Genomic DNA, 13,876 nt, shown 5'->3' with positions numbered 1-13,876 from the left:
GTCATAGCTTGTCGTAGATGTGCTGCTCGTAATAATGCGGGCCTGCCTTGTCACTGGCCGCGTACTGCGGCGCGTACTTGTCGAGTGCAAACTTGATGATGGCCGGGCTAAACGAAACAGATAGCGTGTAGTAGTCAGCATCCAGAAGAGGTGACGGGATCACAGACCGTTCGATCTTCTTGCTGCCGCCGCTGTTGGCAACAACGACGGGGAGATTGTACTCCATCATCACGCCGATCTCGTGGGCAAGGAAGGATTTGCCGTCGCCGCCCTTCTTCTTAGCATCAGACGTACCGATAATGACAACCTGCTTCGCGTTGCTCATGCGCTGTCGAAGGTTGCGCTTGATCGTCTCGGGCTTACTGGTGTCGCGGGATATGAAAAGGCCGTGGGCGTCAGAGAAGTTGAAGTCAATCTTGGCGTTGTCGCGCCACGCCTCCATCAGCCGATACAGGTGGATGTCTTCACTGGCAAAGGCCACGTAGGTCTTGTTTCGGTAACTCAAAGCAGGTCCCCCTCGTTCGACTGCTTCCCAGTGTATGAGAGACCACCGACAGTTCTCGTGGTCCATGTGTGCGTCCGTATAAGAGGCCATGTTCGCGACGTTGCCGCGCGTGCGAATCGGTCGGAAGATGCATTGCCGGGTTACGAGTTAGCGGCCACCGCTATGACTCCCCAGCTTGAGCGCGACCACAAGAGTTCCGACGCCGCTGGATGGAAGCTGGCCACGCCGAAACCCCACCCTTAGCGCACTATTACCCCTGGGGTGGATTAGTATGACCCAATGACGAAAGTTGATGAGGTGCCGACAGGCCTTGGTGACGTTTCCGGGACGCACATCGAGCTGGTTCTGAGCTACCTGCGTTCGATTCCGGATCCTGTCCAACGTATTCGCGAGTGCGCTGCTGCGGCCGAGCGTGTTCGTGGTGTGCAGAAACATGTGGCAACGATTCGACGACACGCGGTGTATGAAGCGACGTTGCGTCCTGGCGCGAATGGCGAGTCGGTCGCAGCCGAGTTAGGGGTATCCCCGAAGGCAGTCTCGCAGGCCACGGTGACCTACCGCCGACAGGAACTTGCTTACCTCAAATCGGTAGCGCAAGAATACTTTCGCTATCCCGTGGGTGAGGTGATGAAGCGCGAGATTGGCGTCGCAGTCAAGGGCCGCGACGTCGTTCAGTTGGCTCGCGTCATCGTGCGGTCACACGAGGAATGGCACTCCTGGGACAGCTTGGCAGAAAAGACATGGCGGTTCCTCGACGAAGGGGAACAGAGGGCACGACAGATTCTCTCGGTTGCCGGTGTCGAAAGCGTACTGCCGGACCATCGACCATCCAGGTTGTCTGGTCCAAATGCGGTTTCACCGGATAGCGAGCGCCGCGCTGACCGAGTGGATACGTTCTACGACTGGCCGATTCGAGTGCTGAACGCTCTTCCCGGCATCACGGCACTAGGAGGTCGACGAGAGTTCGACGTAGCAGGAGAATGGATGTTGAGCTGGCAGATACTTCCTGCGCTACCGCACACGACGGTGTTCGAGACAGGTCCCCACCGAGACGGGTGGGCGATCACGGAGTGGCTGGTGTGGTTCAACCGCGATCTGGCTCGTGCCGGGAAAGGCATCACTTCTACGGTAACCAGCCCTCCGCCCTATCTCAATCAGCCCGGCGAGTCGCTTAGCTTTCAAACGTTTGGCTCGACCAAGCCGGGCTCGCTTACGCCCACTGAGTGGGCTCGGATGCTCACCGAAACTTGGGACGACGGCACCGGATACATGAAAATTACGTGGCCAGCATGACCGTCGTATAAATCGTGTTAACGATTCACGACGGCGTGTCCACCGGCTGAGATCCCCATCCGATACATCACCCCCGAGGGCAACCCGCTCCGGCAGCGTGCCTGGGTTCTGACCAGCACGCAATTTGGACCCCGCGTGCGACCGACCCGCAACACTCCCAGCGTCCACAGTGACTTCTTCGTAGCTCTCTACGGTGTGCCGGAATTCGGTGGACGGTGCACTGACACGTGAGATCAACCGCTGCGTTTGTTCGTCCAGACGGCAGGACCTCCACGTTGAATGACGCCCTGGTCCGGGCCCGTCTGTTCTAATTTCCCTATGGCGGATGTCAGCGACGCACTTACAACGTGCCACCATCGCATAGACAGGGCGGCCGAGCTGAGAGCGGAGATGTCGCAAGAATGGAACGCGCATCTCGCCACCAAGCCCCGCGGGTTTGAACTCGTGCATGGACCGACTCCCGACACGTGGGAGATGCGGATCAAGACGATGCGCCCCACCCCAAGATCGCTGAGTACGCGTTTCGGCGAATGGCTCTATCAACTTCGAGCCGCACTCGACGGGCTTACGTACGCCCTAGCGATCCGAGACAGCGGAGAGGATCCGCCACCTAAAGCGAGCAGTGTCTATTTCCCGATCTTCGACTCGGCCAAGAAATTCCAGCAGAACCGCCCGCGCTTGACTGCTCTAAATGATGAAACCGTCGCCGAATTGGAACTAGTACAGCCCTATCGTGCCGCTCCCGATCACCTTTCCAACGTTCCCTGGTGGATCAACGAACTCGCGAGGCTGGATCGTCACCGAAGCGGCCACGCAGTCAGGGCGTTCGTCTCAAGCTGTCGTGTCGGCTTTCGCGAACCAATCACCGGCGAACTCAGGTTGGACGGTAACGGTGCTGTCGAAGTCAACGAGGAGCGCGGGACAACCATTGCCGTTATTACAGCACCACCGGGCTTAGGCCGTCGCGACATTCAAGACCTCATCGTTGACATCGATGTGCAAAACATCATTGACGTTCCAGAATGGCGACACAGGTCAACACCACCCATGAGCAGATCGACGCTCGACCTCCGCATGAAGTACTCCGAAGCATGGGTAGCGAATACGCTGGCACACTTCCGGCCGTAGCTCCTCTTGCGCCGACGCTGGCTTCGCCCGTCGCAAAGTCGACCCCGACACCAGTCGAATTGAACGACCGGAGCAACTGGTCTAGATGCGACCTGCTGTCACCGACATCGTGTTGGCGCGGTTGTGCTGCGCTCCCGTTCAGAGTCTGACCAATCGCTATTCGAGCCAGGAGAAGGGCTTGCAACGGCCATGTGAGACCGGCCTAGATGTGCTAGTTCATCACATCCATACTTGTTGTTACACAGTTCATCGAGCGCGATACCGCTCACTCTCCCGCTATAGGCCAATGTTAGTGACGGCGTTGCCGATCAAGGGCGCATGTTCGCGGCGGTACCTCGACGGAGTCGAGGCTGGCGTGCCCGGTCTGCCGAGCGATGGCGGATCCGTCGGCACCGTTGCGCGGGTGCCTTGGGTAACGAAACCTGCGCGGAGCGAGTGTCCGCCGAGCTTGGCGAGAGCGGTGGCGTCGAAGCCGGCGTGTTCAGCGCGGCGGCGAATGGTCTAATGGATCGCCGAGCCGGACAGAGCCGTAGCCCCGAGGTTGCCGTTCTTTGCGACAGCCCCGAGCAGCGGTGCCCGGGCGGCGGTGCGTGGCACTCCCCCACGGCACAAGTGTCCATCGAACGGTTGCCGCTGGCATAGCAGGCGGATCACCGATGGTCGGCCGCCGGAATCGTAGGCGGCCACGACCTGGATCCATCGGACGTACGCGCAGGGTGGACACGTTTCGTGGGTCTCTGTGTACGGCAACGCTTTCACTGCTCCCCGGCCCCTTGGTCGGTCTTCGATTTCCGCAGCCGGATGTGCAGGCCGTCATGCCTGTGCACAGTGACATCTCTGCAGACCATCTCAGACAACTCGCTGCGGCAGTAGGCACCGGCGAACCCGAGCAACAGGATCGCTGAATCCCGACGTTCGAGTACGTCGTCGGCCCCACCCGCGGCACCGATTTCGTGCCGTCTCGACGACGAGCTTGATGTCGTCGACCAGGAGTGGGTCTCGTGGGGTACGGGGCCGGTCCCCCTGCCGCGGCATACTCGCGTCTGATACCGGACAGGGTGGCGGTGACAAGTTCGTGTGCAGATGGCGATAGGTGACCGGTAACCCTGTGATGATGATTGATCGCCGCGATCCAGGTGCCGAAGGTGGCGACCGCGTAGGCCCGTTCCCCTGTTTCGGTCCGGGTGTCCGCGGCGTCGACGAGGTAGGCGGCGAGGGTGATCGGGTGCGCGGGAAGCGTCACGTGACCATTCGACTCGCACCACCCGGTAAAACGTCTCCACGCAGCCGCGTAGGTTTTTCGCGTCCCCTCGGAACGGGACGCCTCCACTGCGGTTGTTCTGATCTGGCGTTTTGCGGAAGACGATGCGGAAAATGCAATTTACGTTAGCAACTTCCGAGAATGCTTCGTCGGGGCGTTGCTGTCGGGTGTTTGGGCCGACATGCATGCGAAACCTGTTCCAGCACAACCATCTCTTTGGCTGACCCAAGATGTCGCGGGTATCGACGAGGTCAGTCAGCTCAGCCAGATCAAGTTGTGACAGCCTCGTGACAGCGAGCCACCCGTAGAGACGACCGTCCAACCCGAAGACCGGCCCTGCGCTGCACGAATGCGAAGATGCGACGACGAAGGACGTACATCCCGCGCGGATCTGAAATCCGCTGCCTCGGTTGTCCACTCAAATCCGTGGTAGACCGCCGAAGTCCACGGTACCACCCGAAAAGCACTGTCCTGGTCCAGAAATCTGGATACATATGGACTCCGGTGCCCCCAGTCGGACTCGAACCGACACTGTGCGAATTTTAAGTCCCTGGAAGTGGATTCACCTGAACCTCGCTGGATTCTAAATTTGTTTACTAACAACGTTTTTCGTGCACGGCCGTCCGAACCAGTCCATGACGATTCGTACCGACTTGTGACACTTACGTGACATCGAGCGTCACTCGCATCAGCACGATCGAACCGTCCTGAGACGAAGGGCCCTGGTAGGTCTGTCCGAGTGCCGCACTTCCGAGGGCGCACGGATCCTTGCGTCCGCCGGCATCGAGCCCAACTGAAGCGGCGCGTACCCGCAGCGCCGATGTCAGCCGACTCGGGTGTCGCCGGGTCACGCGAATCACTCGGACAACTGACGTCGCAGAAGGTCCGCGCCAGCGGTGAGCGCGACCATCTTGTCTCGTGCGACGCGTCGGTCGAGTGGTGCCATACCGCAATTGGTACTCGGGTACAGCTTCTCCGCATCTACGAACGGAAGTGCACGGCGAAGGGTTTCAGCGACTTCTTCGGCAGTCTCGACGGTGTCACTCGCCACATCGATGGCACCCAGCATGACCTTTTTACCGCGAAGCAGTTCGATCAGGTCATCAGGTACGCGCGAATTGTGACTCTCCAGCGACACGATGTCGATCGAAGACTGTTGCAGCAGTGGGAACGACCGTTCGTACTGCCGCCACTCGGCCCCGAGTGTTGCCTTCCAGTCAGTGTTGGCCTTGATGCCGTAGCCGTAGCAGATATGGACGGCAGTTTCGCAATTCAGCCCTTCGACTGCGCGCTCGAGTGTCGCGATTCCCCAGTCTTCGAGCTCGTCGAAGAACACGTTGAATGCGGGCTCGTCGATCTGGATAATGTCGACGCCGGCCGCTTCCAAGTCCTTCGCCTCTTCATTCAGAAGAGTCGCGAACTCCCACGCGAGCTTCTCACGACTCTTGTAATGGTCGTCGTAGAGCGTGTCGATCATTGTCATAGGGCCAGGCAGTGCCCATTTGATCGGCTGGTCGGTCACTGCTCTGAGGCCACTCGCATCGGCGGCAAACACTGATTGTTCCCGGCTCACCGCGCCGACAACCGTCGGGACGCTTGCGTCGTATCGGTCGCGAATTCGCACTGTCTCGCGCCGATCGAAATCGACACCCTTCAGATGCTCGATGAACGTGGTCACGAAGTGCTGACGCGTCTGTTCACCATCGCTGATGATGTGGAGCCCCGCACGACGCTGCTCATCGGCTGCAAGCGACTGAGCGTCCAGCTTCCCTTCGCGCAATTCGTCGTCTCGCAATTTCCACGGCGACCAGAGCTTCTCCGGCTCGGAGAGCCACGAGGGCTTGGGGAGGCTTCCGACGATCGAGGTGGGCAGGAGTGGGTTCATCTTCGATACCTTTCGGTCTCGCACGGTCGGGTGCGTTGCTCGGTGACCCACCGCTTCAGGACTGAGCCGTACGGCTGCATGAGATTCACGTCGGTGAATTCGGCTTGCGTCGTCGCAAGTCGGTTGCGCTCCTCACGGTCGTAGGTCACCTGCGGAAGTGAATAGTTGTCGTTGTCGAGACTCGGCCGGTAGACCTCCGAGGCGGCAGTGTTTGCGTTGTAAATTTCAGGACGATAGATTTTCTGGAAAGTCTCCATTGTCGCGATCGTTCCGGCGAGTGCCAAGCCTGAATAATCGTTGAGCAAGTCACCGCAGTGGTAGACCGCCAAGGGAGCGACGGACCCCTGAGGCATGAAGTAGCGAACCCCGAGACCCATCTTTCCGAAGTACTGATCGGTGATCGACTTGCCCTCTGCCTCGTACTCGAAACCGAGCACCGGATGGTGATTCCTGCGGCGACGGTACGTTCTGGACGTCGACACGCTGATACAGATGACCGGGGGCTGCGGGAACCGATCTCGGTACTCGCGCGAATCGACAAAACGCTGAAAGACCTGACCGTGCACATCGCCGAAGTCGCTGGGAATGCCCACTGTTCGGTGCTTCGGGAGTTGAACGATGAAATCGTAATCGCGAATGTACGAGGAGAAGTTGTTTCCGACGATGCCCCTCGTGCGGGTGCCGGTAGTGGTATCGACTATGCCGACATCGAGAATTTCGATTACCGGAAAGGCTGCGTCGGCTCCATCGGACGCGAGATGCAGATCCACCGAGATGATGTCCAATTCGAGTGCGTAGCGGTCGCCACCTTGGCTGTCGTCCTGAACCAGCTCGTTGAGACGGGTGTTCATCATCGTCATCGCGCCACGTAAGTTCCGTCGACCGTTTTCGCCGCGTGCGAGATTCGCGAAGTTGGTCGTGTGACGCGAGTTCGTCGACGGGGTGTAGTCCTCGTCGAAGCGCGTCGTACTGATGCTGAAAGTACAGTCGTTCGTCATGCTGACCTGTAGCCCCAATCACGTGCGGTGAATGTGGTGACAAACGCGTCACCACACGGGTTCATTAACTGAGCCGTCGCGCCACTTCGACCGAAGTTCTCGGCGGTCGGGCCGGTTTCTCAGGTAGACAGAACCGAAAGGCGGCTGTCCGAAGCAGCCTGCGCACCAGCCTAGTTGGACCACTCGTCATAGGATAATCATTCTCGACAATGGCTGAACATAGGCAAAGGCTATGTCAATAGGTCGACGCCGAAGCCAGACACGACGTCGCGCATCTCCGCTACGAAGCGCTGAGCCTGGACGGTCAACGACACCGAAGCATGACCGATCCAACCGATCTCGATGCGATCGTCGACGTCGAGCGGAACAGCAATGATGGACGGATCGAGATCATCCGAGACGATGCCGGTGGAGATCGTGTATCCGCCCAGACCGATCATGAGGTTGAAGATGGTGGCACGATCGCTCACCCGGATCTCTTGTTTGGAGGAACGGGTGGAGAGTATCTCTTCGGAGAGGTAGAAGGAATTATTCGCGCCCTGGTCGAACGTGAGACGCGGAAATTCTTCGAGATCACTCAGCTCCACACTCTTTCGCCCCGCCAGGGGATTCGTGCGGGCGATGAAAATATGCGGCGACGCCAGAAACAGCGGCGTGAACACCAGACCTGCCTCGCGAATCAGCTTGTCGATGACGCTTGCATTGAACTCGTTGCGATAGAGGACACCGAGTTCACTGCGGAGCGTGCGGACATCCTCGATGATTTCCCACGTGCGGGTCTCTCGAAGGCTGAACGAATACTCCGGAGCCTCAGACGCTTTCACCATGCGAACGAAGGCGTCGACGACGAACGAGTAGTGCTGAGTCGAGACGGCCAAGAGCCGTCGAGCGGGCCCTCGGCCGAGGTACCGCTGTTCCAAGAGCTCTGATTGCTCGACCACCTGACGCGCGTAGCCGAGAAATTCGGCTCCATCCTCGGTGAGTGTCACCCCGCGGGTCGAGCGAACGAAGAGGGTCCGACCCACGCGACGTTCCAGGTCTTTCAATGCGGCCGACATGGTCGGTTGTGCAACGTACAGCAAGTCCGCCGCGGCACTGATGGACCCCTCGGCGGCCACTTCTACGAAGTAGCGCAACTGCTGAAGGGCAATGCCTCGCACCGTGCTCGCGACGTCCCGTGCCATGAATCAAATCATCGCACGCAGTGGGGAATCGGACTCACGGGTAGCCGGCGTGAGGCGACGACAGCGCGTTGCGGCACTCCCGAGTACTGGCTCAGTGGTCGGATCAGCGCGTTCGACGCACCTTGCTCGATGATGTGAGCCGTCCAACCGGTGATGCGACTCATGACAAAAATCGGCGTGAACACGTCGATGTCGAAGCCCATCAGGTAATACGCCGGGCCAGTAGGGAAATCGAGGTTGGGCTTGATGCCGGTGGCGTCGTTCATTGTCTTTTCGAGGATGTCGTACATGCGCACCCATTTGTCTCCGCCGGTCACCGTAGCGACATCTCGGAATGCTGCGTTCATCGTCGGCACCCGTGAGTCGCCGTTCTTGTAGACACGGTGACCGAAGCCCATGACCTTGTCCTTGCGCGCGAGTTTGTTCTGCAGCCACTGTGCGGCCCGTTCGGGATCGTCGATCTCGAGCATGTCTCGCATGACAGCTTCGTTGGCACCTCCGTGCAATGGGCCCTTCAGTGCTCCGATGGCGGCGGTGACGGCGCTGTAGATGTCCGACAGTGTCGAGGTGACCACGCGAGCAGCGAAGGTGGAGGCGTTGAAGCTGTGCTCGGCATACAGGATCAGGGAAACCTCGAAGGCCTTGACGATCTCCGATTCGGGAACGGAGCCGAAGCACATGTTGAGGAAGTTTTCCGCGAATCCCAGATGCGAATGAGGGGCGATGGGATCGAGGCCGTGTCGTCGGCGATGGTCGGCGGCGACGATGGTCGGCAACACTGCCGTCATGCGCAGAGCCTTGGACAGGTTCGCTGATGCCGAATTGTCCTCCTCAGCAGCGTCTTCCGCACCGAGGTAGCTGATCGCGGTGCGCACGACATCCATCGGATGACAATTGTCGGGCATTTTCGTGACGAGCGAGAGCAACGAGCGGTCTGCTCGCCGTTGGGCTCGCTCGCGCTGAACGAACAGTTCGAGTTGCTGCACGGACGGGAGCTCACTGTGCCACAGCAGGTAGGCGACCTGCTCGAAGGTGCAGTGCGCGGCCAGATCCTGCACGGCATATCCCCGGTAGGTCAACGAGTTCGTCTCGGGTACCACCTTGGAAATAGCGGTGGTGTCGACCACGACACCGGCCAGCCCCTTGTAAATCGTGGGAATCGCCTCGGTCATCACTGCTCTCCTAAGCTGAAATTGAAAATTCCGGTGTCGAATTCGTTGAAACGCTCGTAGTCGAGCAACTCGTACAGACGTGAGCGGGTCTGCATCCGGTCGAGGAGTCCTTTCTGCGTTCCGCGGTCGTGGATCTCACGCAGTCCGGTTTCGATGGCGCCCATGGCCAGTCGCAATGTGGTGACCGGATAGATGACAGCGTTGTAGCCGATGTCCTCGAGGGTGTGCGCGGAGATCAGCTCGGACTTGCCGAACTCGGTCATGTTCGCCAGCAGTGGGGTGTCCACTGCGGCACGGAATTTCGCGAAGTCGCCTTCCTCGACGAGTGCCTCGGTGAAGATCAGGTCTGCTCCGGCGTCCGCGTACGCTTTTGCTCGCTCGACCGCGGCGTCGATTCCGTCTATCCCTGCTGCGTCGGTGCGGGCGCAGATGACGAAGTTTCGATCACGTCGCGCGGTGACGGCCGCACGGAGGCGTCGCACCATCTCGTTTGTCGGGACGATCGCTTTGCCGTCGAGGTGCCCGCAGCGTTTGGGGTTGATCTGGTCTTCGAGGTGCAGCCCGGCGATCCCCGCATCCTCGGCCGCCAGCACCGTGCGTGCCGCGGACATCGGCTCACCGAATCCGGTGTCGGCGTCGATCAGTACCGGCAAGTCGGTGACCGCCGCGATCTGCGCACTGTGGGTGATGACCTCGGTCAACGTGGTGAGTCCGATGTCGGGCAGACCAAGTCCGGCAGAGAATGCGCCACCAGAGATATACACCCCTTCGAAGCCGATCTCCTGAATCAACTTCGCGGTCAGCGGGTTGATGGCGCCGGGAAGCCGTGTGATCGACGTCGACGACAGCGCGGCGCGGAGTGCAATTCGCTTGTCCGGCGCCGAGGTCGAGGCCGCGATGAGGCCCGGCATCAGAAGATGCCCTTCGGGGTCTTCGGAGCCCTAGCGAGAACATCGTCGGCGACGGTGAAGGTCAGCTGATCGAGTTCGCCTGCGGCGAGCTCGGGAGCCCGCTCGGCTGCGTCGAGGTAGCGGTCCTGTTCCGCGGGTGCGATCACGCCGTCCGCCAACGAGCGGAATTTCGCGATGTATTGCTCACGGGCGAACGGGCGGGCACCGAGAGGGTGCGCGTCGGCGACCGCGAGTTCGTCGACGATGACCGTGCCGTCTTTCAGTGTGATCTCCGCGCGTGCACCGAACGCTTTCTCGTCCGGATCGACCGAGTGGTATCGGCGCGTCCACTCGGGGTCTTCTGCGGTCGAGATCTTGTTCCACAACGCGACTGTGTTCGGCCTCTGCGCGCGTTCCGGGGCGTAGGAGTGCTCGTGATGCCAGATTCCGTCCTCGAGTGCGACCGCGAAGATGTACATCACCGAGTGATCGAGGGTTTCCCGGGAGGCGGTGGGATCGAACTTCTGTGGGTCGTTCGATCCGGTGCCGATGACGTAATGCGTGTGGTGACTGGTGTGCAACACGATCGTCTCGATCTGTTCGAGATCGGAGATCTTTTCTCGCATCCGTCGGGCGAGGTCGATCGGGGCCTGGCTCTGGTACTCGGCGGAGTGTTCCTTGGTGTAGCTGTCGAGGATTGCGTGCTTGGCTTCGCCCGGGCCGGGAAGGGGCACATGGTATTCGGCGTCCGGCCCACTGAGAAGCCACGCGATGACCCCGTCCTCACCCTCCCAGATCGGCGACGGGGCACCTTCGCCGCGGAGTGCTCGATCGACGGCTTCGACGGCAACCTTCCCGGCGAGTGCGGGGGCGTAGGCCTTCCAACTCGAGATCGACCCCTTGCGGGACTGACGGGTGGCCGTCGTGGTGTGCAGCGCTTGCCCGACGGCCTGATAGATGGTCTCGGTGTCGAGGCCGAGCAGGGTTCCGATTCCGGCGGCAGCAGAGGGCCCGAGATGGGCGACGTGGTCGATCTCGTGCTCGTGCAACGAGATTGCGCGAACGAGGTCGATCTGAATCTCGTACCCGGTGGCCAGACCACGGATCAGATCACGGCCCGAGCGCCCAGCGTGTTGGGCGACGGCGAGGATCGGCGGAATATTGTCCCCCGGATGGGAGTACTCGGCGGCGAGGAACGTGTCGTGAAAGTCCAGTTCTCGCACCGCTACCCCGTTGGCCCACGCGGCCCACTCGGGTGAGTACTTCCCACCGATTCCGAACACAGTGGCACCGGGGCTGTACGGGTGCGCCTGCGCCTGTGCGCGGGCGCTCGTCACCGGTCGCCGAACCAGCGAGGCAGCAGCCACCGAGGCATTGTCGATGATCCGGTTGACGATCATCTCCGCCGTCGCTTCGGGGACCTCCACCTCGTCAGCGGCGACCTCGGCGACCTTCCAAGCCAGGTGCTCGGACTGAGGGAAGTTTTCGGCGGATGTGCGAGTGCGTACGAGATGGGTCTTCACAGAAAATCCTCCGTGCCGATGAATGGGATTACTACGCTTCATTCACAAGTTACGCAGGAGTCCGGAACTGCGGAAGACATCGCAAATGCCTATTTTTGCGGGGCAATTCCTGCAAATCGGCAAATGTTGCGAAGTCCAGTTCGGTTACAGTGTCGACACCCGAAGGAGGAAGGGGCAGAGATGCAGAAGATCTACGCAGGCGGGCGGCTGCGTCGCCTACGCGAGGAACGACAGCTGACGCAGTCCGCTCTGGCGAAGACACTCGAACTCTCGCCGAGTTACCTCAACCAACTCGAGAACGACCAACGACCTCTGACCGTCCAGGTACTGCTCAAGCTCAACACGATGTTCGAGCTCGACCCCTCGTTCTTCGCCACCGACACCGACGCTCGCCTCGTCGCCGACCTGCACGATGTACTCACCGAAGCCTCCGACCGAGGCGAGGTGTCGATGTCCGACGTCCAGGAATTGGTCTCGCGCATGCCGGAGATCGGGCGCACCCTCGTCTCGCTGCACCGCAAGCTCCATGCAGCGACCGATCAGGTGGACCGGCTCACGGTCGGACTGCACGGGCCCAAATCGGATGTGTCGACGGGCGGCCATTCTCCGATGCCCTACGAAGAAGTCCGAGACTTCTTCTACGACCGCCGCAACCACATCCCCGAATTGGATACTGCGGCTGAGGAACTCTTCGAGCGAAGTGGGCTCAGTATCGGGGCGCTCGATCTACAACTTGCGCGGGTCATCGAAGCGGACCACGGCATCACGGTGACCATCGGAGACGACAATCCCGGCTCACTCGGCCCCAAACGCATCTTCGACGACACCGGCGGGACACTCCTTCTCGCACGCCGACTGACTGCCGGGCAACGCGCGTACCAGATCGCAACCCAGCTGGCTTTTCTCTCGCAGTCGACGACCATAGACACGATCGTCGATGCCGATACGCACCTGAGCACTCAGGCCCGAGAGCTGGCCCGCGTCGGGCTGGCCAACTATTTCGCCGGAGCCCTGCTGTTGCCCTACGAACGGTTCCTCGCCGCTGCGGAGTCACTGCGATACGACATCGATCTGCTGTCGCTGACCTTCGAGGTCGGCTTCGAAACCGTATGCCACCGATTGTCCACGCTGCAGCGACCGGGGACGAAGGGTGTTCCGTTCTTCTTCGTCCGCACCGACCGGGCCGGCAACATCTCGAAACGTCAGTCCGCAAGCGCATTTCACTTCTCACGTGTCGGTGGAAGCTGCCCGCTGTGGGTTGTGCACGACGCATTCGCGGCATCGGGACGAATTCTCACACAGATCTCCACCATGCCCGACGACCGCACCTATCTGTGGATTGCGCGCACCACCGACAGCGGCGGACTCGGATACCGATCACCACAGAAGAGTTTCGCGATCGGCCTCGGATGCGACATCGACTATGCGAACAAACTGGTCTACGCCGACAACCTACCGGTCCACTCCCCCGGCGCATCGATTCCCATTGGACCCGGATGCAAAGTGTGCGAACGCACCTCGTGTTCCCAGCGCGCATTCCCACAACTCGGACGCCAGCTACTCGTCGACGAAAACGTCGACACCGACCTGCCCTACCCGTACACGTAGCAGGCAAGGACTCATTCCTGTCTGGGCGGCAGCGTCTTCGCAGCGACGGACAGGACACCGGTAGGAAAGTCCGCACCCTGAGCTTATTTTCGACGCTGCTCGAAGCAGTGCGAAATGAGAGGCGTCGGCATCTCGGCAAGCCCAGGTCCTCCGTTGCAGAGCCAACCTGCAATCTCTTCCTTCATTCCTGCCCCCAGAACGAAACCGAGCCACGTTGGTCGGCCACCGGTTCGATGCCCGCATCTCGATGGGGCGACCACGACAACGTTCGATCGTTCGCATGGTCCGAGACACTCGGTGACGCGAAAGTTGCCGACACCACCGACCAAGTTACGCAAACTCTCGAGTTCGGCGTCGTGGTCGATGTCCGGATGCTTGTCGGCAGTGCCGCAGCAGCATCCGCGGCATACGATGACTGTCGGTCTCGAT

General features: G+C 60.5%; 10 protein-coding genes and 1 pseudogene. 3 read left to right on the top strand and 8 right to left on the bottom strand.

Annotated elements, in window-relative coordinates:
* Position 1: 1 nt before the first annotated feature.
* Positions 2-481, bottom strand: coding sequence for a TIR domain-containing protein (locus CH275_RS20965; protein WP_256991141.1), 480 nt, complete (start codon positions 479-481; stop codon positions 2-4).
* Between the two features lie 303 nt (positions 482-784).
* On the opposite strand from CH275_RS20965, the gene CH275_RS20955 reads away from it, so the two are divergent.
* Positions 785-1,798, top strand: coding sequence for a hypothetical protein (locus CH275_RS20955; protein WP_143546839.1), 1,014 nt, complete (start codon positions 785-787; stop codon positions 1,796-1,798).
* Positions 1,799-2,116: 318 nt separating this feature from the next.
* Complete coding sequence (locus CH275_RS20950) at positions 2,117-2,926, top strand: hypothetical protein (protein ID WP_094680141.1); 810 nt, start codon at positions 2,117-2,119, stop codon at positions 2,924-2,926.
* Between the two features lie 276 nt (positions 2,927-3,202).
* On the opposite strand, the pseudogene CH275_RS30140 reads toward CH275_RS20950, so the two are convergent.
* The 7 genes and pseudogenes from CH275_RS30140 to prpD form a co-directional block, all read right to left on the bottom strand.
* Positions 3,203-4,307 (bottom strand): annotated as a pseudogene (locus CH275_RS30140) (integrase).
* A gap of 736 nt (positions 4,308-5,043) precedes the next feature.
* Positions 5,044-6,072, bottom strand: coding sequence for a methionine synthase (locus CH275_RS20935; RefSeq protein ID WP_094680139.1), 1,029 nt, complete (start codon positions 6,070-6,072; stop codon positions 5,044-5,046).
* Positions 6,069-7,070, bottom strand: coding sequence for a putative oxygenase MesX (locus CH275_RS20930; RefSeq protein WP_094680138.1), 1,002 nt, complete (start codon positions 7,068-7,070; stop codon positions 6,069-6,071). Before CH275_RS20930 ends, CH275_RS20935 begins: the two co-directional genes overlap by 4 nt.
* Positions 7,071-7,300: 230 nt before the next feature.
* The gene (locus CH275_RS20925) at positions 7,301-8,254 is read right to left on the bottom strand and encodes a LysR family transcriptional regulator (RefSeq protein ID WP_094680137.1); all 954 of its coding nucleotides are present in this window, start codon (positions 8,252-8,254) and stop codon (positions 7,301-7,303) included.
* Between the two features lie 8 nt (positions 8,255-8,262).
* Positions 8,263-9,426 carry a bifunctional 2-methylcitrate synthase/citrate synthase gene (locus tag CH275_RS20920; protein ID WP_094680328.1) on the bottom strand — a complete coding sequence of 388 codons (1,164 nt, stop codon included), beginning with the start codon at positions 9,424-9,426 and terminating at the stop codon, positions 8,263-8,265.
* A complete protein-coding gene (prpB, locus tag CH275_RS20915; protein WP_094680136.1) occupies positions 9,426-10,337 on the bottom strand; it encodes a methylisocitrate lyase in 912 nt (303 codons plus the stop codon). The genes CH275_RS20920 and prpB overlap by 1 nt, the downstream gene beginning before the upstream one ends.
* On the bottom strand, positions 10,337-11,839 hold the full coding sequence (gene prpD, locus CH275_RS20910; RefSeq protein WP_094680135.1) for a 2-methylcitrate dehydratase PrpD: 1,503 nt from the start codon (positions 11,837-11,839) through the stop codon (positions 10,337-10,339). Before prpD ends, prpB begins: the two co-directional genes overlap by 1 nt.
* 180 nt (positions 11,840-12,019) lie before the next feature.
* Here prpD and CH275_RS20905 point away from each other — a divergent pair, with 180 nt between their 5' ends.
* Entirely contained in the window at positions 12,020-13,447 is a 1,428-nt protein-coding gene (locus tag CH275_RS20905; RefSeq protein WP_179276255.1) for a short-chain fatty acyl-CoA regulator family protein, read from the top strand.
* Positions 13,448-13,876: the final 429 nt, after the last annotated feature.

Source organism: Rhodococcus sp. 06-235-1A (assembly GCF_002258785.1).
Taxonomy (GTDB): domain Bacteria; phylum Actinomycetota; class Actinomycetes; order Mycobacteriales; family Mycobacteriaceae; genus Rhodococcoides.
This window is presented reverse-complemented; position numbering and strand designations above follow the sequence as displayed.